The sequence below is a fragment of the Fructobacillus broussonetiae genome (genome assembly GCF_018437275.1).
In the GTDB taxonomy this organism is placed as follows: Bacteria; Bacillota; Bacilli; order Lactobacillales; family Lactobacillaceae; genus Fructobacillus; species Fructobacillus broussonetiae.
This window is the reverse complement of record NZ_JAAMFK010000008.1, coordinates 1-19,697: the sequence shown is the minus strand read 5'-3', so window position 1 is coordinate 19,697 and position 19,697 is coordinate 1. Positions and strand designations below refer to the sequence as shown.

19 protein-coding genes and 1 riboswitch are annotated in these 19,697 nt (G+C 47.1%); of the genes, 12 read left to right on the top strand and 7 right to left on the bottom strand.

Annotated features, from left to right (window positions below; translation table 11 throughout):
- The first annotated feature begins 76 nt into the window (after positions 1-76).
- The 3 genes from G6R29_RS05755 (at position 77) to G6R29_RS05745 (ending at position 2,687) form a co-directional block, all read left to right on the top strand.
- Positions 77-1,588: a peptide chain release factor 3 gene (locus G6R29_RS05755; protein ID WP_213809406.1), complete on the top strand. Its 1,512-nt coding sequence runs from the start codon at positions 77-79 to the stop codon at positions 1,586-1,588.
- Between the two features lie 80 nt (positions 1,589-1,668).
- The gene (locus G6R29_RS05750; RefSeq protein ID WP_213809405.1) at positions 1,669-1,827 is read left to right on the top strand and encodes a hypothetical protein; all 159 of its coding nucleotides are present in this window, start codon (positions 1,669-1,671) and stop codon (positions 1,825-1,827) included.
- Between the two features lie 148 nt (positions 1,828-1,975).
- A riboswitch (THF riboswitch) is annotated at positions 1,976-2,070 on the top strand.
- Positions 2,071-2,105: 35 nt separating this feature from the next.
- A complete protein-coding gene (locus G6R29_RS05745) occupies positions 2,106-2,687 on the top strand; it encodes a folate family ECF transporter S component (protein ID WP_213809404.1) in 582 nt (193 codons plus the stop codon).
- Between the two features lie 81 nt (positions 2,688-2,768).
- Here the strand turns inward: G6R29_RS05745 and G6R29_RS05740 are convergent, their stop codons facing one another.
- The 3 genes from G6R29_RS05740 to G6R29_RS05730 form a co-directional block, all read right to left on the bottom strand.
- Positions 2,769-3,470, bottom strand: a complete 702-nt coding sequence (locus G6R29_RS05740) for a YczE/YyaS/YitT family protein (protein WP_213809403.1) — start codon at positions 3,468-3,470, stop codon at positions 2,769-2,771.
- A gap of 62 nt (positions 3,471-3,532) precedes the next feature.
- Positions 3,533-5,059 (bottom strand): 23S rRNA (uracil(1939)-C(5))-methyltransferase RlmD, encoded by a 1,527-nt coding sequence (gene rlmD, locus G6R29_RS05735; protein WP_213809402.1) that lies wholly within the window; start codon positions 5,057-5,059, stop codon positions 3,533-3,535.
- An 8-nt stretch (positions 5,060-5,067) separates the two neighbouring features.
- A complete protein-coding gene (locus G6R29_RS05730) occupies positions 5,068-6,240 on the bottom strand; it encodes a DUF998 domain-containing protein (RefSeq protein WP_213809401.1) in 1,173 nt (390 codons plus the stop codon).
- A 223-nt stretch (positions 6,241-6,463) separates the two neighbouring features.
- Here G6R29_RS05730 and G6R29_RS05725 point away from each other — a divergent pair, with 223 nt between their 5' ends.
- The 5 genes from G6R29_RS05725 (at position 6,464) to G6R29_RS05705 (ending at position 12,209) form a co-directional block, all read left to right on the top strand.
- Positions 6,464-6,703 (top strand): helix-turn-helix domain-containing protein, encoded by a 240-nt coding sequence (locus G6R29_RS05725; protein ID WP_213809400.1) that lies wholly within the window; start codon positions 6,464-6,466, stop codon positions 6,701-6,703.
- A gap of 67 nt (positions 6,704-6,770) precedes the next feature.
- Positions 6,771-8,903 (top strand): AAA family ATPase, encoded by a 2,133-nt coding sequence (locus G6R29_RS05720; RefSeq protein ID WP_213809399.1) that lies wholly within the window; start codon positions 6,771-6,773, stop codon positions 8,901-8,903.
- 116 nt (positions 8,904-9,019) lie between these two features.
- On the top strand, positions 9,020-9,646 hold the full coding sequence (locus tag G6R29_RS05715; RefSeq protein WP_213809398.1) for a TetR/AcrR family transcriptional regulator: 627 nt from the start codon (positions 9,020-9,022) through the stop codon (positions 9,644-9,646).
- Between the two features lie 136 nt (positions 9,647-9,782).
- Entirely contained in the window at positions 9,783-11,201 is a 1,419-nt protein-coding gene (locus tag G6R29_RS05710) for a DHA2 family efflux MFS transporter permease subunit (RefSeq protein ID WP_213809397.1), read from the top strand.
- Positions 11,202-11,408: 207 nt separating this feature from the next.
- Positions 11,409-12,209: a CPBP family intramembrane glutamic endopeptidase gene (locus G6R29_RS05705; protein ID WP_213809396.1), complete on the top strand. Its 801-nt coding sequence runs from the start codon at positions 11,409-11,411 to the stop codon at positions 12,207-12,209.
- Positions 12,210-12,249: 40 nt separating this feature from the next.
- Here the strand turns inward: G6R29_RS05705 and G6R29_RS05700 are convergent, their stop codons facing one another.
- From G6R29_RS05700 to G6R29_RS05685, 4 genes are all read right to left on the bottom strand, one after another.
- Positions 12,250-12,702, bottom strand: a complete 453-nt coding sequence (locus G6R29_RS05700; protein ID WP_213809395.1) for a hypothetical protein — start codon at positions 12,700-12,702, stop codon at positions 12,250-12,252.
- A gap of 52 nt (positions 12,703-12,754) precedes the next feature.
- The gene (locus G6R29_RS05695; RefSeq protein ID WP_213809394.1) at positions 12,755-13,051 is read right to left on the bottom strand and encodes a hypothetical protein; all 297 of its coding nucleotides are present in this window, start codon (positions 13,049-13,051) and stop codon (positions 12,755-12,757) included.
- Positions 13,052-13,084: 33 nt separating this feature from the next.
- Positions 13,085-13,381: a hypothetical protein gene (locus G6R29_RS05690; protein WP_213809393.1), complete on the bottom strand. Its 297-nt coding sequence runs from the start codon at positions 13,379-13,381 to the stop codon at positions 13,085-13,087.
- Positions 13,382-13,581: 200 nt separating this feature from the next.
- Positions 13,582-13,893: a GNAT family N-acetyltransferase gene (locus G6R29_RS05685; protein ID WP_213809392.1), complete on the bottom strand. Its 312-nt coding sequence runs from the start codon at positions 13,891-13,893 to the stop codon at positions 13,582-13,584.
- A gap of 83 nt (positions 13,894-13,976) precedes the next feature.
- On the opposite strand from G6R29_RS05685, the gene G6R29_RS05680 reads away from it, so the two are divergent.
- The 4 genes from G6R29_RS05680 (at position 13,977) to cysS (ending at position 19,503) form a co-directional block, all read left to right on the top strand.
- Complete coding sequence (locus tag G6R29_RS05680) at positions 13,977-14,450, top strand: dCTP deaminase/dUTPase family protein (RefSeq protein ID WP_213809391.1); 474 nt, start codon at positions 13,977-13,979, stop codon at positions 14,448-14,450.
- Positions 14,451-14,455: 5 nt separating this feature from the next.
- Positions 14,456-15,823, top strand: a complete 1,368-nt coding sequence (gene radA / locus G6R29_RS05675; RefSeq protein ID WP_213809390.1) for a DNA repair protein RadA — start codon at positions 14,456-14,458, stop codon at positions 15,821-15,823.
- 105 nt (positions 15,824-15,928) lie between these two features.
- Positions 15,929-17,425 (top strand): glutamate--tRNA ligase, encoded by a 1,497-nt coding sequence (gene gltX, locus G6R29_RS05670; RefSeq protein WP_213809389.1) that lies wholly within the window; start codon positions 15,929-15,931, stop codon positions 17,423-17,425.
- A 668-nt stretch (positions 17,426-18,093) separates the two neighbouring features.
- Positions 18,094-19,503 carry a cysteine--tRNA ligase gene (gene cysS / locus G6R29_RS05665; RefSeq protein WP_213809388.1) on the top strand — a complete coding sequence of 470 codons (1,410 nt, stop codon included), beginning with the start codon at positions 18,094-18,096 and terminating at the stop codon, positions 19,501-19,503.
- Positions 19,504-19,697: the final 194 nt, after the last annotated feature.

The window sequence follows — 19,697 nt, the reverse complement described above, 5'->3', positions numbered from 1 at the left end:
CTAAATCAAAAAAGCAGCCACTAGGACATAATCGTCTCTAGCCCTGGCTGCTTTTTTCGGGTAGAATAAAGACATTATGACAGACTTTAAAGACCAACTAAAAACACGGCGCACATTCGCCATCATCTCTCACCCCGATGCGGGTAAGACAACCTTGACGGAACAACTCCTGCTACACGGGGGAGTGATTCGTGAAGCCGGAACAGTTAAGGGACGTGGCTCTAAGAAATTGGCCTCGTCCGACTGGATGGCGATTGAGCAGCAACGTGGAATCTCCGTTACGTCATCTGTTTTGCAGTTTGACTATGAAGGTAAGCGAATTAACATCCTGGACACCCCTGGTCACGAAGATTTCTCTGAAGATACGTACCGGACATTGATGGCCGTTGACTCCGTTGTCATGGTTGTCGACGCCGCCAAGGGTATCGAGTCCCAGACGAAGAAGCTCTTTGAGATTGTCTCAAAGCGTGGAATCCCGGTCTTCACCTTCTTTAACAAGATTGACCGTGATGCCCGTTCACCCTTTGACCTGGTTGACGAAATTGAATCAACGCTTGGTATCCAAGCCTTCCCAATGAACTGGCCAATCGGTTCTGGACAAATTTTGCAAGGAATCTACGACTTGCAAGAAAAGGACATGATTCCGTTTAAGAACGCCACGGACCACCCAGAAATTCGTGAAGAAGGAATGGAAGAAGTGGAACTCTTGGAAGAAGCCGGAAACGACTTTGACCAAGAAGCTGTTCAAAACGGAAAGTTGACGCCTGTCTTCTTCGGTTCCGCTTTGGCCGGATTCGGTGTGACGGAATTCTTGGAAGAGTACTTGAAGTACGCGCCACAACCAGCCGGAATTGAAACGGTGGACGACGAAAAGATCACGCCTGATTCCGATCAGTTCTCCGCCTTCATCTTCAAAATCCAGGCCAACATGGATCCCCGTCACCGTGACCGCATCGCCTTTGCGCGAATCGTTTCTGGTGAGTTCAAGAAGGGGATGGACGTCACGCTTTCTCGAACAGGGAAGAAACTCCGTTTGGCCAACGTGACCCAGTTTATGGCTGAAGAACGTGAAAACGTTGAAAACGCCGTGCCCGGGGATATCATTGGTATCTACGATACGGGTAACTACCAAATTGGTGACACGATTTACTCTGGTAAGAAGAAAATCACTTACCCTGACTTGCCAACCTTTGCGCCTGAGTACTTCAATAAGGTCATCGCGAAGGATGTCATGAAGCAGAAGTCCTACCACAAGGGAATCACCCAGCTGGTGCAAGAAGGAACGATTCAGCTCTACAAGGCCTGGAACTCAAACGAGTACATCCTTGGAGCCGTTGGACAGTTGCAGTTTGAAGTGTTCAAGTTCCGAATGGAAAACGAATACAACGTGGCCATCCAATTCGAACCAATCGGTTCAAAGGTTGCTCGTTGGATTAATCCTGACCAAGTTGATGAAAAGATGGCATCTTCACGTAACATGCTCGTGAAGGATCGCTACGACCGTCCGGTATTCTTGTTTGAAAACCAATTCGCGTTGAACTGGTTCAAGGACAAGTACCCTGACGTGGACTTGGAAGCAAAGATGTAATGAAAAAACACTAGCCTTTTGACTAGTGTTTTTTATTTTGAGTGCTATACTCGAAGTGAACATAGAAAGAAGGCGAGAACATGCTAAGCAAACTCGTTGTAGGAAAAGTGTCTGAAGAAGAGTTCACGCAAAAGTTGAACCAGGCACTCGAAGAGTTACAAAACCAGGACCACGAAATTATTGACGTGCAGTACGCACAGTCCATGACGAAGGCTTCGGCTTTGATTTTGTATCATTAAATAGAAACGGAAAAGTCAGACCCGGTCCGGGTTTGACTTTTTTATTATCCTTATTCGAAAACTGAATAACACTTTTTTAAGACAGAAACGGCCTTCTAAAAACTGGTATAATAAATAAGTTGCAGCTGCAGATGCAACACATAAAATTTATGGGGTAGGAACTCGTGCGTTAAGTGCGCTTGGAACGGAATGTGAACAAGCGACGAAACAGGAATGTGCGGTGCGAGTTCCGCATTCACCAACAATAGGTGGACGCTTCTTTGAGGAGGTTCAATCATATGAACAATCAGACACGCACGTCTTTTAAGGTTTGGGCGCTGCCCAAGCTCACCGTCCAACAGCTGGTCTTGCTGTCGGTTTTGATTGCCATGTCCTTTATCTTGGGCCGGCTTTCCATCACGACGCAGATTCTTCGGATTTCCTTTGTCTTTCTGGCTTCCAGCCTGATGGGAAAGTTTTTCGGCCCGCTGTGGACAGCCATGACGATGGTCCTTTTGGACTTCGTCAAAACCACTTTCTTTGGTGGCGGTCACTGGTCACCGGTGATGGCCATCGGAGTACTTCTTGCCGGGCTAATCTACGGGTCTCTTTTCTACCAGGAAAAGCAGGACGCAAAGGTTGCTTGGTGGAAGGTTATTCTCGCCGTGCTGTTAATCACGATTGTGGTTAATTTAATCATCAATACAGCGGCGTTGACCATCTTGTATTCGGCCCACAAATCCTGGTCCGTTTACTTTTCGATGATGGCGACCCGCTTGCCGAAGAACATCATCTTCTTCCCAATTCAATTGGTGATGACCTACTTTGTGTTAAACAATCCAGTCGTTCATGACATTTCAAAGCGATTTTTTAAAGCATAATTGAATAGCATAAAGAAAAGCCGACTCAAGCGAGTCGGCTTTTTGTTTTGCTTTTTTATTGTTTATTTGTTGGCGCCCAGCTTATTGTTGTGGGATGTCCTTGTGAGACTTCGCCATGTTTCCGTGGACGAGGCTTGGGAAAACAAAGCGGTCGGAGAAGGCGATGATGGAACCCTGGCAGAAGAAGGCGAAGGCCGTTCCGAAGTTCAGGGCCACAATCGTTCCAGAGAATAACCAGCAAGTTAATGAGATGAAGATGGCCACGATGAAGTTGCTCATCTGAGCCTTTGGCGCGGATCCCTTAAAGTAGGAGAAGCGCAGGATGTTGGTCAAATCATCGATTGGGTGGAGAATGACGTTTACCCGCTGGTAGATGGAAATTCCAACCCCAACGATGGTGAGCCCCACGATGTCAAAAATCACCTTAAACCAGAGTGGACTCTTTGGGATGCCGGCGTTAATGAAGAGGGTCGTGAAGATACCTGCCAAGAAGGAGAACATCACACCGAAGAGGATGTTTCCGAAGAAACGCTTCCAGTCCAACTTGCGCGAGAAGAAAATGTTCGCGGTAGCCACCAGAACGGAGGTCAATGCCAAGAAGAGGGCAATGGGTAATCCAGTCCAGTGAGCCAAGTTCGCAGAACCGGCCGTCCATGGGGCGGAACCCAAATTCGTGGAGACAGACATTCCGTTTCCCAATCCATCCAAGGTCAACGAAAAGATGAAATAGAACAAGAATTGCGTTGTTGTCAGTTCGTAGAACTGTCCATTGCGATGGTGCATGTTGCCTCCTTTTTTATTTGCAAGTGATGGGGTGTTAAAGACAGAATAACGTGCTTTAAGACCTAGCGCAAGGTGAGTTTAACGACCCCTTCCCAACGTGGCGTTTGGGGGAACATGTCGACGGGTTGAATGAAGTCAACGTGGTAGGCGGAGTCCAAGTCCTTCAGGTCGCGGGCCAAAGTGGATGGATTACATGAGATGTAAACGAACTTCTTTGGCTTCGTCTTCAGGATGGCGCGCTTCAACGCATCGTCCAAACCAGGACGGGGTGGATCAACGACTAAGGCTGTTGGCTTGAAACCATCGCGGGCCCACTTAGGAAAGACCTTTTCAGCCGAACCAACTTCGTAGAAGGCGTTTTCGATGCCGTTTTCTTCGGCATTCAACTTGGCGTCTTCTACGGCTTCGGGGATGATTTCCATTCCGCGCACTTCCTTGACCTTGTAGGCCATGGAAAGACCCAAGGTTCCAACACCGGAGTAGGCGTCGACCAAGGTGTCGTCTGCTTGCAGATCAAGCGCGTTCAAGGCGACCTCGTAGGTCTTTTCCATCTGCTCGTAGTTCAACTGCAAGAAGGCGCGTGGCGAGAAGTTGAAGGTCAGACCCAAGATGTCTTCTTGGAGGTAGTCAGAACCCCAAATCTTCTTTGTTTCATCACCCCAGATAAGGGAGTTGCCACCCTCGTTCACGTTTTGGAAGAGCCCGGTGATTTCGGGAAGGTGTGCTTGAATGTCAGCCACAATCTCATCGCGGGATGGCAATTCATCTTCCGTTGTCACGATGGTTGCCTGCGCCAAGCCTTCCTGGTTCGTGCGGACGACCAGGGTCTTGATTAAGCCCTTCTTCGTCTTTTCGTTATAGAAAGGAAGGGAGTGCTTGTCCAAGATTTGACCAAGGGCACGAATCAAGTTCAATGAAGCCGGGTCCTGGGTTGCCATCTCTGGCAGGTCGACCAGGTCGTGGGTGCCACGCTTGTAGAGACCAATCGTGAGTTCTCCCTTCAGCTTGCGGATTGGCAAGGATGCCTTGTTTCGGTAGTGGTAAGGGTCTTCCATTCCAAGCGTGTCCAAGATCTTGATGTTTTCGTAGTTCTTGGGTTGGAATTTTTCCAAAGCTTGGTCAATCAAGTCCTTCTTGAAGGCAAGCTGTGCTGGGTAAGCCAAGTGGGCGAGTTCGAAGCCACCAACGAGGTTGGCGGCAGGGTCTTTTGGCTCCACACGGTCCGGGCTCGGTTTTCGAACCGTGACCACGCGGGCTTCCAGGAACTTGTCGGTCACAGCGGTGACCTTGGCGGTAATCACTTCACAAGGTAGAGCGCCGGGCACAAAGGTAATCTTCTTCTTAAAGTATCCGATTCCCTCACCGTTAATCCCAATCCGCTTAATCGTGAGGGGGAACTTCTGGCCAATCTTGACGAGGACGTCACGCTGTTGGTTCTTTTGGTAAGGACGCTGGCCGGAAGGCTTGCGGCCGTTTTTCCCGTGAGAAAAACCGTCACGTTTTTGGCCTCGGTATCCACCCCGATGGTCATCATCGTGCTTTTTATATGAAGACTTAAAGCCCTTTTTCTTTGCTTGGTATTCTGACATGTTTTCTCCTATGAGACAGATTTCAGATTAATTGTATAAGTATTTTCCTTCAGCTCGAACAGCTCGTGGATGTTTTGCATCAGCAGTAACAACCATGAGATTCCCATCGTCAACACGAAGATTTCAAAGGCCGTGAGTGACAAGTAGCGGATGAGGTAGAAGAGCGCACAGGCGATCGCGATTCCCGTCGCCGTACCGATGGAGAAGAGGTTGAATTCCTTCGTCGCGTTCGGCAAGAGGACGTGCATCATCACCATCGGCAGCACCGTTCCCAAAATGAGAAGGTTGGCCGCCGTGTCGTGTGCGATGTGCAACACGCCTGGGTTGTTCGGCAATGCGCCAATGGCAAATAAGCAGATGGCGTCAAAAGTCAAAAACGCGCGCAGTGCAATCAACCGCCAGTTCTTGGGCAGGCGCTTTTGAATCGGCACGAAGAGGTAGTCGATCAACGTTCCCCAGAGCAAGCCCGAAATCATGAGCGTTGCATTGAACGTCCATGAAAATTGTGCTTGCGCCGTTCCCAAGAAGGAGAAGTTGTGTTGCCACCACAGCAAGCTTGAATTCGTCACCATCGAAGCAAGCACCCCACAACAGATGGTAACGATGAGCGTTGCCATCATGAAGGTGGTCGACACCAACATTGCCGAATAAATCATCGCGTAGTTCACAACCGAAACGAAGGTGAAGAATAGAAGCGAAGCAGTCAGTGAATCAAAGTAAACGGCCTGAAACAGGTAGCCAATCACCCAAAAGAAGGCCAGCATCGAAAAGGCCTGGATAAGAGCGAAGGAAACAAAGAGGGTTGGCGTGAGTCGTAACGCCGTTTTCTTCTTTAATGGGTCCGCCTCGTTTTTAACCGACACAAGGTGGGTGTACATAAAGGTTCCCATACCGGTCAACTCCCCGAAGAGAATCACCCAGGTGGCGATGGAGTCGCGTCCGGTCAAGGCCACGAGGTTATCCTGCTGCCAAAGGGTGTAGAAAATAAAGCAGGCCGTTGCCAGCACGGATGGCAGGATGAAGCGTCGGATCGACAGCTGCTGATTCTGGTGTTCATCGCGGCGGGGGAGCACCTTAAAGGAATGGTTGCTCAACTGCAAATCAATCTGCTCGCCGTCTTTTAGCTCAAGGTCTGATACCACCTTGTCGGGTAATTCGATTTCAAAACGTTGATTGGCCATGGTTATCCTTTGTTGGAGCTGGAGTTTTTTTGGTGGTGCGGGTTTGACTTTTAAAAAAGAAAAGCCAGGAAATGCGCTTTGCCTGGCGTTGTTATAACCTATTTTAAGGGATTTTTGAAAAAATAGATATAGCACACTTGTGTTATACCATAGATGTGCTATACTATATGTCGAGGAGGTTACAGGATGGTAAAGAAAATGACAGAATCAAAGGAGGAAAGATATGGTCCGCTTTAATATTAAACGTTACTTAGCAGACAAATCCCTTACGATTTACCGGGTTTCCAAAAACTCCGGCTATGGTTATACAACCATCCATCGTTCTTTCAATAAGGACCAGTCCAAAGCGACGTCGATGAATCTTCGCGATTTGGACGCGCTCGCCCAGGCACAGCACCTGGCGATGTGGCAGGTACTTAAAGAGTTGGAAAACGCATACCAGCTCGATGAGGACGACTCGTAACCGATTCATGAATGCGCTGTTGCCAAAATAACATTCACTAAAACTATATAAAGGTAGGTAAAAGAATATGGCATACCAAAACGATCCGTTTAACAATCAGAACTTCGGTTCCGATATGAACAATATTTTCGATAATATGATGGGCAACCTGGGAGGCATGAATTCAGAAAACCGCCGCTACTTAATTAACGGCCGCGAAGTCACTCCTGAAGAGTTTGCATACTACAAGCAAACCGGAAAGTTGCCAAACATGGAAGAAGCACAAGCTGCCGGTAACGGTCGTGCTTCAAACCAAGAGGGCAAGATCAAGCAGGACGGCATGCTTTCAAAGCTCGGTCGCAATTTAACACAAGAAGCAAAGGATGGTTTGCTTGATCCAGTCATTGGCCGGAACAAGGAAATTCAAGAAACTGCTGAAATCTTGTCACGCCGTACTAAGAACAACCCTGTGTTGGTCGGAGATGCCGGTGTTGGTAAGACTGCTGTCATCGAAGGATTGGCACAAGCCATTGTGGCTGGGGATGTTCCAGCAGCAATCCAAGACAAGCAGATTTACTCCATTGATATTTCACAATTGGAAGCTGGTACGCAGTACCGTGGCGCCTTTGAAGAAAACGTTCAAAAGCTCATTGACGAAGTAAAGAAGGCCGGAAATGTCGTCTTGTTCTTCGATGAAATTCACCAAATCTTAGGTGCCGGTTCAACCGGTGACGGAGAAGGTGGTAAGGGCTTGGCCGACATTTTGAAGCCAGCCTTGTCACGTGGTGAGTTGTCACTTATCGGTGCAACCACCCAGGACGAATACCGCAATACCATTTTGAAGAACGCAGCTTTGGCTCGTCGTTTCAACGAAGTGAAGGTCAACGCTCCTTCTGCAGAAGACACGTTGAAGATTCTGAAGGGAATCGCACCATTGTACGAAAAGCACCACAACGTAACCTTACCTGACGATGTCTTGAAGGCCGCCGTGGACTACTCCGTTCAATACATCCCACAACGCTCATTGCCTGATAAGGCCATCGATTTGATCGATATGACGGCCGCTCACTTGTCAGCGCAAAACCCAGCAACCGATAAGGTTTCTTTGGAAAAGCGTTTGGATGACTTGAAGGCTGAACAAGACCGTGTGGTTCAAGAAGAGGACTACGAGAAGGCCTTGTCAATCAAGAAGCAAATTAAAGACATCAAGCACGAACTTGAAAACGCGAAGGAAGCGAAGAAAGTTCAAGCAACGGCAAACGATGTTGCCCAGTCCGTTGAACGTTTGACGGGTATCCCAGTATCACAAATGGGTGCCTCAGATATTGAACACTTGAAGCAAATCGACAAGCGCTTGGCTGGTAAGGTTATCGGACAAGATGAAGCCGTTAACATGGTGGCTCGTGCCATCCGTCGTAACCGTGCAGGATTCGATGAAGGAAACCGTCCAATCGGATCATTCCTCTTTGTTGGACCTACTGGTGTTGGTAAGACGGAATTGGCAAAGCAATTGGCAAAGGATCTCTTTGGAACGAAGGAGTCCATCATCCGTTTGGACATGTCAGAATACTCTGATCAAACGGCTGTTTCGAAGTTGATTGGTGCTACTGCCGGATACGTTGGATACGATGATAACGCCCACACGTTGACTGAAAAGGTTCGTCGTAACCCTTACTCAATTGTCCTCTTGGATGAAATTGAAAAGGCTAACCCACAAGTTTTGACTTTGCTCTTGCAAGTCTTGGATGACGGACGCTTGACTGATGGTCAAGGAAACGTGGTCAACTTCAAGAACACGGTGGTCATTGCAACTTCTAACGCTGGCTTTGGTGACAAGAACGCCGAATCAGGAGAATTGATGGACCGCTTGTCCAACTTCTTCCGTCCAGAATTCTTGAACCGTTTCAACGGTGTGGTTGAATTCTCATCACTCACGAAGCACGATTTGAAGCAAATCGTTAACTTGATGTTGGACGACGTCAACAAGACTTTGGCTAAGAAGGATTTGACGTTGACCATTTCTGACGAAGTCAAAGAACACTTGATTGACGATGGCTACGACGAAGCACTCGGGGCTCGTCCACTCCGCCGCGTCATCGAACAACAGATTCGTGACCAAGTCACGGACTTCTACCTCGACAACCCTGACAAGAAGGCATTGTCTGCCGACATGGTCGACGGCAAGGTCGTCATCTCAGCGATTGAAGAAGACAAGAAGTAAGATTTAATTTTAAAAGCCCTGGCTTTCTAAGATGGAAGGCTGGGGCTTTTTTCTGTGCCTGTGTTATGATGTTTTTTAGTAAATCATTGCTTTAAATGTTAGAAAGGAGGGACTCGATGGCCGAACGGATGACAAAGGATAAGATTGTTGATGTGGCATTGGATATGCTGGCAAAAGATGGCTTGGCTGGTTTGTCCATGCGAAAGCTAGCCGATGTCCTGGGCATCAAAGCTGCCACACTCTACTGGCACATCCCAAACAAAGGCGCCCTCTTAGAAGAAATGGCTAACCGAGTCATCGAAGAGTCGCTTTCTTCTTTTGCAAAAGATGGCGACTGGAAGAGTCGGTTGAAGCAAAACGCGCAGGCCCTGTCTGAAAAGGTGCGCCAACACCCCTATTCAGTCGAGCTCTTAAACGTTATTCCGCCACACACGAGAAGCTATTTGAAGTTAACAAATGAATTGTTGTCGGTCGTTGAGCCCTTGCCGCTATCTGACCAGGAAAAGTTGTACGCCATTCTCTTGATTCAAGACTATGTGCAAACCTTTGAAAAAGATTACCTGCGTCAAAGCACTGAACAGTATGATGAGGGTGCGATTGATCGTTTTGCGGAATTTGATATCTTGGCGCGCATGTCCAAAGAAGGAATACTCGGTAAAATGGGGTCAAAAGACATGCTGAACTGGGCATTGTCCTCGATCACTGACGGAATTGAAAAGAAGATTGAAGAAGACGATAAATAATTTATCGTTTTTTATTTACATTTCTATCTAACGGTGTTAGAGTTTGTTTCGTAGTTATCTAACGGTGTTAGTTTAAAGGCACCCAGATGACTAATTTGATAACTTTGCTGGCAAAGGTCAGCGAAAGGAAAAGAAAATGACAGAAACAAAAGAAGAATTTTCATTATTAAAAATCATTCCAAGTGTCCTCACGGTCTCTTTGGGTATGTTGCTTGTTATGATGGATACCACCATCATGAATATTGCCTTGCCAACGCTGCAAAATCAATTTGGCGTAACCCTTGATAGCGCACAGTGGACCATCACGGCCTACACCTTTGCCATCGCCGCCGTAACGCCTTTATCAGGTTGGCTTTCAGACCGCTTGACGGCTAAGGTTGCCTTTGGTTCAGCAATTTCCCTATTCGTTCTCACGTCCGTTTTATGCTCGATGGCGAACTCGATTGAGTGGTTAATTACTTTCCGCGTCTTGCAAGGAATTGCCGGAGGGCTCGTTGGACCGATTGGAATGGCTTTGGTTTGGAAGATTGTGCCAAATGAGAGGCGCGGAGCTTTGATGGGTCTGCTTGGCTTGCCTATGGTTGTGGCACCAATTGCCGGTCCTTTGCTTTGTGGTTACTTGCTTGACGTGTCTTCATGGCACGCCATCTTCTTGATTAACTTACCATTCGGGGCGTTGGCGTTCTTGATGGTTTTGAAGTTCATTCCAAAGGGGCAAGTGATTGCCGATAAGAAGTTGGACTGGAAGGGGATGCTTTTAGCACCTTCAGGTTTCTTAGCTGTCTTGGACGGGATTTACCGTCTGAAGAGCCATGCCTTAACGGATTTTGGAACAAGCGGCTTATTGATTGCCGGTTTGATTTTGATCGTGCTCTTCTACTTCAACGAAAAGAAGGAAGATGACCCGTTGATGGCGGTTCAAGCCTTTTCTTCGGCCAAGTTTACCCGCGGAATTACGGCAACTTGGTTGAACCAGCTGGTTTACTTTGGTGGCGGGTTGCTATTGACTCTATTCCTTCAAACGGCAAAGGGCTTCTCTGCTCTGCACGCCGGTGAGATGTTAGCGCCACAGGCGTTGGCTTCTTTTGCAGGTATGATTATCGGAGGAAAGCTTTTCGATAAGTGGGGCGTTCGGGCGGCTGCTTTGCCTGGTGTATTTATGATGTTCACCGCGATGGCCTTGTTGTCACAAGTAAGCTTGGACACGTCCATAGAGCAATTGGTCCTCATGATTATCGTTCTTGGTTTTGGACAGGGAATGACCATGATGCAGGTGAACACGTATAACTTAAGTGTTGCACCAAAGTCTGCGGTGTCACGAGTAACGCCAATGGTGAACTCGGCGATGCAGCTGGTGAACTCGATGGCGGTTGTCTTGCTGACGAACGTGTTGTCTTTGAATATCTCAGACAAGATGAAGGGCATGAAGGCCGGCGCGAACATGAAGGCAATCTTGGTTTCGGCCTATGGCCAGACGTTCTTGGTGACTTGCGGTCTTTTGATTGTCAGCTGGTTGTTGATTGCTACTTTGGGCAAAGTCAAAACCGAACAATAATTGTTTAAAAAGCCCTGGCTTTCTAAGATGGAAGGCTGGGGCTTTTTATTTTGCTTTCAGATAATGGCTTGTTTTTCTGCGCGAATGGCAGCGAATTATTCTCGACTGGAATCGAAAACGGCCCATCTTTTAAATGAACTCTGTTAGAATAGTTTGGTATTGATAAGAGAATTACGCTTTTGATGCGTATTAATAAGAGAGAACTTTATGCCCAAATATACTGCAACCAATCCAGACAAAAAATACCACGGTCTGGCCATTTTCTTCCTGACGCTACTGGGGATGCTTTTTTACCCAGCCTACCCAGATATGATGTCTCTGAAGTGGACGCTTCGCATGGCAGCCGTGATGTTGATTATCATGTTTTTCGTTGTCCGTTTCGTTCGTCGCGCGACGAATCAGGAGCGACTATTTGATCGCCGTTTTACCTGGTCGTCCAAAGCGATGCAATTGTCGGTCATCGCTATTGTCCTCGTCTACCTCGTGATGTACGTGGTGAACGGAAACGTCGAATGTTTGGGCAAAATTGCCCACCTCTCGGCCAATAAAATGGCCTCCTGCGTCTTCGTGGCTCTTGGTGCCGGTGTGTTTGAAGAATACCTCGTTCGCGGCTACTTCTTTAACTTGTTTCAACGTATCTTTAACCGCTACGATGTGAAGAAGCACCGCTTGCTTTACGTGTCCTTTGTGACGAGTTTGCTCTTTGGCTGCCTGCACTTCACGAACTTCGGTCAGGGGCCAAACGAAGCCATCTTCCAGCAGGTCTTTTACGCGACTTGCTTCGGCTTGCTCTTTGCAGCCATCCGTATCCTGTCGAACACGATTTGGGCGGGAGCGATTCTGCACTTCCTCTTTGATTTGCAGGACTCGATTAACGACGACCTGGTGGCGGACTCATGGGGAAACGTTTTGCTGATGTTCGTTCCGGTTGCGATTATTGCGGTCATTGTTATTGTTTTGGCAGATAAAAAAGTCCAATCCGAGGGCGTCCAAGAATTGGAAGCCTAATCAAAAAAGCGCCAGTGTTAGCTGGGGCTTTTTTATTTGCTCACTTTAACCTGAAGTAGGAGTCGATGTGGTCATCGGGCAGGTCAAAGAGAAAGGCTTTGTAGATTTTGTGGAGCAGGTCTGAGATTTCACTGCTTGTCTTACCGATGCTTTTTGAACCGGGTTCTTGGCTGAGAATTCGATCGATGCAAGCGATGGAATTGGACACGTCTTGATAGATCTTATTGTGAGCATATTGAAAATAGCGAATATCTTTCTTAAAATGCTTTAACTTAGTGGAAAACGTTTCCACCGACAACTTGCTGTATTGCCCAATTTCATACTCAGTAAGAGCGTTAGGCAGCTCACTTAGAAGGTAGTTTTGGTAAAGGGGGCGTGAAAAATCCATCTCTCGGTTCGATTTCAATCGTTTTTCCGCTAGGTAGAGTGTCATGCATGTTGCGATGCAGATGATGAATGTCGGTAAAAAAGTTAAAAGGTTGTATAAGTTCATTGTGCTGATTCTCCTTTGTTTTTATTCGGGTTTTATGTTGTGTTTAGGATTGCTAAATGAGGAACTGGTATAACTCCTGCGTGAGTCGTTCGGATGAGGTGACGAAAGTTACTCGTTCGTTAACACCTTTAACACCAATTTTTGCCACAAGAGGATGTGCAAACCCTTCCCAAAAAGATGATCCGATAATAATTATGGGCTCCGGGAAGCGGATGGTTATGTTTCCCTCCCAAGCCTCTTCGGTCAATCTTGGTTCAACCTGTTCTTTGAAGGCTTGCTCTCCTTCTTCCTCACCGGCTAGCCCTCTGATATTCGTGCAATCAAATTCTAGATTAATTACTGTTTCCATGTTTTAGTGTTCTCCGTTTCTTATAAAGTGTTATTAGATAAGATCCCGGTATAAATCGGACGTTAATTTATCGGATGACGTGACGAAGGTGACGCGGTCCATTACTGCGGTGTATCCAATTTTATCGAGCAGTAATTTGGCAAATTCATCCCAAAAAGAAAGACCAATAATGATAACTGAGTCAGGAAAGCGGATGGTAATGTTTCCTTCCCAATCCTCTTCAGTCATCACTGCATCGATTTGCTTTTTGAATACTTGCTTACCGAGTTTTTCTCCAACAACTGCTCTTTCATTGGGATATGAAAATTTAAGGTTGATTGTTTTGTTCATTATTTTCTCCTTCTTATTTTGTTCTTACGTGCTTAACTAAGCCTAATATAGCAGGTATTTCGGCTAAAAATATTCCGTTTAGGAATGTGATAAAAGGGCTCGCGTTACGTATTTAAATATAGAAGGAAAAATAAAAAGACCAACAAAAAACGCCCTGTTTTCCAGGGCGTTTTTCTGTCGGGTTAGGACACGTAAATGATTTAATTGATTGGGCAGGAATTGGCGTTGTCACCCGGTTCTAAAGCAACGTCTGCATACTCGTCTTTAAAACGTTTGAAGAGCACGGCGGCATAGCGGCAGTCGGGTTTGACTTTTTTGCCTTCAGAACGAGCCAGGTCACAGACGGCATCGACTAATTCGCGGGCGATCGATTGGCCACGCAGGGATGGGTCGACGTAGGTGTGGTTAAGGGTCAAAATCGGTCCGTGACCTTCTTTTAGGTAGGAAACCTCACCTAAACGTTCACCGTTTTTTTCGTAGTAAAACCAGCCGGGCCTTTGAATAATCGCCATGGAATCCCTCCTTTTTGAATGACAACTTTTAACGTATAATAAAGCTATTAAATAAAATTTTATCAGAAAAAGGTGGATAAGACATGGCAGCACGCGGATTTGAAATTGTAAGCAAGTACGAGGGGCAAGGAATCAACTTGCCACAGCGTTCAACGATGCAGGCGGCCGGTTATGACTTTGAAGCCGCAGAAGACATCGTGGTTCCGGCACAGGGATTGCAACAATCAGCAAAGCCAACTTTGGTGCCGACTGGAATCAAGGCCTACATGCAAGAAGGGGAATACTTGCAATTAGTATCCCGTTCATCTGGCCCAATGAAGAAGAAGTTGATCATGTCAAACGGTGTCGGCATCATCGACGGTGATTACTACAACAACGAAAAGAACGAAGGGCACATCTTCTTCCAGTTCTTGAACTTCGGAGACGAAGATCTTGAAATCAAGAAGGGTGACCGCATTGGTCAGGGACTCTTCTTGCCGTTCTTGCTTGCCGACCAGGACGAAGACGCCATCAAGACGGTTCGTTCCGGTGGCTTTGGTTCAACTGGGGAGGCCTAAGTTAAGTGGCGAAATCAAAAACACAATTTATTTGCTCGAACTGTGATTTCATCTCGGCCCGTTACTTGGGCCGCTGCCCAAACTGTGGCGAGTGGGGAACCTTCGTTGAAGAAAAGGTGCAACCCGAAACGCAGTCGCGCAAGAGCCGCGTGGGAATCGACGGAAAAGCCGCGAAGGTTGAAAAGATCAACCAGGTGTCTTTGGAAGAAACGCCAAAGGTGACAACCGAGCTGAAGGAATTGAACCGTGTGCTTGGTGGCGGGGTCGTTGCAGGAACGCTGGTTTTGATTGGTGGTGATCCGGGAATCGGAAAGTCCACGCTCTTACTCCAGGTCTCAGGACAGTTGGCCAACCACGGAAAGGTGCTCTACGTGACCGGTGAAGAGTCGGCCACGCAGGTAAAGATGCGCGCCGACCGGTTGGACGTCGGTGGGGATGACTTCTACTTGTATCCGGAAACGGACATGGAAGCCATCAAGAAGCAGGTGGAAAGCCTGCAGCCAAACTACTTGATCATCGATTCCGTGCAGACGATGCAGGAACCGGATTTGACGTCGCCAATTGGATCGGTTGCTCAGATTCGGGAAGTGACGGCGGACCTTCTCCAAATTGCAAAGACGAATAACATTTCCGTCTTCATCGTTGGTCACGTGACGAAGGGCGGCGCAATCGCCGGTCCAAAGATTTTGGAACACATGGTCGACACGGTGCTTTACTTCGAGGGTGACCGGCACTACAAGTATCGAATCCTGCGGGCGGTGAAGAACCGTTTCGGAGCGACAAATGAGCTGGGAATCTTTGAGATGCGTGATAAGGGATTGGCCGAGGTGGCCAACCCTTCTGAGATCTTTTTGGAAGAACGCCTCGCCGGAGCGACCGGCTCGGCTATTGTCGCCACGCTTGAAGGTGAACGGCCAATATTGGTTGAATTACAAGCTTTGGTTACGCCATCTGTCTTTGGGAACGCCCAGCGGACCGCAACTGGTTTGGACCGCAACCGCGTGTCTTTGATCATGGCGGTACTTGAAAAGCGGGCCAACTTGCTTTTGCAAAACCAAGACGCTTACTTGAAGGCGGCTGGTGGTGTGAAGTTAGACGAGCCAGCCATTGACTTGGCGATCGCCGTGGCGATTGCCTCGTCCTATTCAGATAAAGAGTCGCCGGCCTCGGACGTCTTCGTCGGTGAACTTGGTCTGACCGGTGAGGTCAGGTCAGTGTCTTACCTCGAAGGGCGTTTGAAGGAAGCGCGCAAGCTCGGATTTGCGCGCGCCGTTGTTCCAAAGAATAACTTAGCCTCCGTGAAAGTACCCGACGGCCTCGAAGTCATCGGTGTATCCACCATCAAAGAGGCATTGAAGATTGCTTTGGGCTAAGTAGCCTTAGAGAAATCAGGGATTGTCCCTGAAAGACAAAAAACTTTGTTGTATACTAATTAAGAGAAAATTACAGCGCAAGCTGACTTTAGGAGATAAGTACACATGACTGACGACTTTCGCGTCCGCTATGCCCCATCACCAACGGGGTACTTACACATTGGAAACGCCCGTACGGCGCTCTTTAACTGGCTCTTTGCCCGCCATTACAACGGAACGTTTGTAATCCGTATCGAAGATACCGATTCATCACGTAACATTGAAGATGGTGAAAAGTCACAGCTCGACAACTTGAAGTGGTTGGGCTTGGACTGGGATGAATCACCTGCAAACCCAGGTGAATACGGACCATACCGTCAATCAGAACGTAACGAACAGGGCATCTACCAACCATTCATCGACGATTTGCTCGAACGTGGTTTGGCCTACAAGTCCTACAAGACGTCAGAAGAATTGGCTGCTGAACGTGAAGCCCAACAAGCGGCTAAGCAAGCACCACACTACGTCTACGAATACGAAGGCATGTCAAAGGAAGAACGTGAAGCCAAGTACGCTGAATTCGAAGCCCAAGGCTTGAAGCCAGTTGTTCGTTTCCGTGTTCCAGAAGACAAGATGTACAAGTGGGACGACATCGTGAAGGGTTCAATTCAAATCGGTGGAAAAGAAGTCGGTGGTGACTGGGTTATCCAAAAGGCCGACGGTATGCCTACTTATAACTTTGCCGTTACGGTCGACGACCACTTGATGAAGATTACCCACGTTTTGCGTGGAGACGATCACGTTTCAAACACGCCAAAGCAGATGATGATTTACGATGCCTTCGGTTGGGACATCCCACACTTCGGGCACATGGCTTTGATCATCAACGCCGCAACTGGTAAGAAGTTGTCAAAGCGTGACAACGATATCTTGCAGTTCGTCGAACAATACCGTGAACTCGGTTACCAACCAGAAGCCCTTGATAACTTCATCGGCCTTTTGGGATGGTCACCAAAGGGTGAAGACGAAATCTTCTCATTGGAAGAATTCAAGAACATGTTTGACGAACACCGTTTGTCAAAGGCCAACGCCAAGTTCGACCAAAAGAAGTTGGAATGGATTAACAACCAATGGATTCGTCGTGACAAGGATAAGATCATGCCACAATTGATCGAAGAATTGGTCAAGGCAGGGTTCATCACCGAAGACGAAGCCAAGACGAAGCACGACTGGCTCGTTCAAGCCATCGACGTTGCCGGTGTTGACGGTATTTCATATACGCACCAAATCGTTGACTTGATGCGCGAACCATTCTTCCAATTGGGTGATATTACCGACGAAATGGTCGAATACTTGACCTCTGAAGATGGACGTAAGGTCTTTGCCGCATGGGAAAAGGCCTACACGGAATTGCCTGAAGACACGGACGCGGCCACTTACATGGCAACGATTCGTGCCATCCAAAACGAATTGGAAATCAAGGGACGTCCCCTTTGGAACCCAATCCGAATTGCAACGACACACCAAATTCAGGGACCAAACTTGCCAGAATTGCTTGTTTTGTTGAACAAGGATGACGTCTTGAAGACGATGGCAGATGTGAAGGCAAAGTACCTCGCATAAGTTTATATAGAAGAAAAGCAGTTCGCTTCGGCGAGCTGCTTTTGTATATTATAAGAGTACAATTTGAAATATTGCGAATGTTACATTAACGAGGTATAGTAGTTTTTATTGGTAGTTAGCCTTAGCAGAGAGGGAAACGGGCGATGCTATCAATAGAATATAATGGTCAACGTACTTACCTTCTTCGGAAAGGTGAAGGTTAGTATATATGGCAGACCAATTGTTTTTGGCTTTCGTGAACTTCGAATTTGCTGTACTAGCAGGACTTATCCTCTTGTATATTGAACGAAATTCAACGGAAGAATAAATCAAAAAAACCACCTAAGCGCTCAAACTACAGGTGGTTTTTTCTTTTGCTTTTATTTCGAATCATGTGTGAACATAATGGCTATTAACAAATGATCTCTTTTATAACTATCTACTGATCTATTTTTTATTATGATCTACCTATGAATTAAGGTTGTTCTTTAAAACTTGTATGATCGAAATAATAGCAAGGTGTTAGTTAATATATATGGTAAGTAACAGTATATCATAACTAATAATACGAACGGATATTAATTTGAACTTTCCAAAATAGTCAAAAGGAACGCTGTTTTTCGCTTTCTTGATCCGTGAGAACAGCCACTTTTTGTTATAATGTAGAAAACATTGGAGGACTCATGTTTATGCAGACGGTATACAACACTTACAGCTTAGAAAAAGAAACGTTTACGCCCATTCAAGACGGTAAGGTGACGATGTACCTCTGTGGTCCGACAGTGTATAACTACATTCACATCGGAAATGCCCGCTCGACGGTGGCCTTCGATACAATTCGTAAGTACTTCGAGTGGCGTGGTTTGGACGTAAACTTCGTGTCCAATTTTACGGATCTTGGCGATAAGGTGATCAACCAAGGGAAAAAGGAGGGGCTCACGGAAGAAGAAGTGGCAGACAAATACGCCGACGCTTTCTTGGAAGATGCGGCCGCTTTGAACGTGGAACCTGCTACCACTCGCCCGCGTGCAACACAGTACATGGAAGAAATGGTTTCCTTCGTTGAGAAGTTGATGGCAGAAGGCCAAGCATATGAAGTGAACGGGGATGTTTACTTCAAGACGAACCAGTTCAAAAACTACGCCACGCTTTCTCACCAAAACATGGATGAGTTGAAAAAGAATGCGGCTGGCCGTTTGGAAGACGACGACCAGGATGAAAAACACGATCCGACAGACTTTGCACTGTGGAAAAAGGAAGTTCGTCCGGATGTGACAGCCTGGCCATCACCTTGGGGACCTGGGCGTCCGGGCTGGCACCTCGAATGTTCCGTTATGATTGACGAGCTTCTCGGTGACACCATCGACATCCACGCTGGTGGAATCGACCTGGCCTTTCCACACCACACAAACGAATTGGCGCAGTCCGAGTCATACCACGACGAACGCTTCGTGAACTACTGGTTGCACAATGGGTTTGTGAACGTAAACGATGAGAAGATGTCGAAGTCCCTCGGCAACTTCGTGACGATTCACGATTTGCTTGAAGATGACAGCATTGATCCACAAGGTTTGCGTTACTTCCTGACGAAGACGCACTACCGCCGTCCGGTTGCATACTCCCGTGATCGTCTGGATCAGGCCCAAGCGGAGATGGATAAAATTTACCGGACGATGCGCGGCCTTATTGCGAAGGCGGATGACAACGGGGATGTTGATTCTGATGTTGAAAAGCAAGTTCTCTTATTAAAGGAACGTTTTGTTGCAGCGATGGATGACGACTTCAACGTGGAGAACGCCCTGACGGTAATGTTCGAGTTGATCACTCTTGGAAATAAGATGCTCACGTCATCGGCTACTGCGTCTACGATTTCTCGGGTCAAGGACGAACTTGCTTCATGGTTACACATCTTCGGAATTGATAACTTTGAAGAAGAACGCGAATTACCAAAAGAAGCAAAGGCGATTTTGGAAGAGCGCAAGGCGGCACGAGAAGAAAAAGACTTCGCGAAGTCTGATGAACTCCGTGACCGTCTAAAGGAAATGGGAATCTTGGTAAAAGATGGTCGAGATGGCCAATCAATCGAATGGTCATCATAAAACCGAACATTTAAAACAAATTTGTTTAATCAAAGAGCGGGGAAGCGAATATTTCCCCGCTCTTCTTATTTAGAGTCTGTAAACTGTAACTTTTTCAATCTTTTTAGAAAAGTTGTTGACGGAACCACCTAAAATCCGTATACTAATTATTGTTCCTTACGAGGAACGGCCAGTCAGCTTGCTGATTGGCTAAT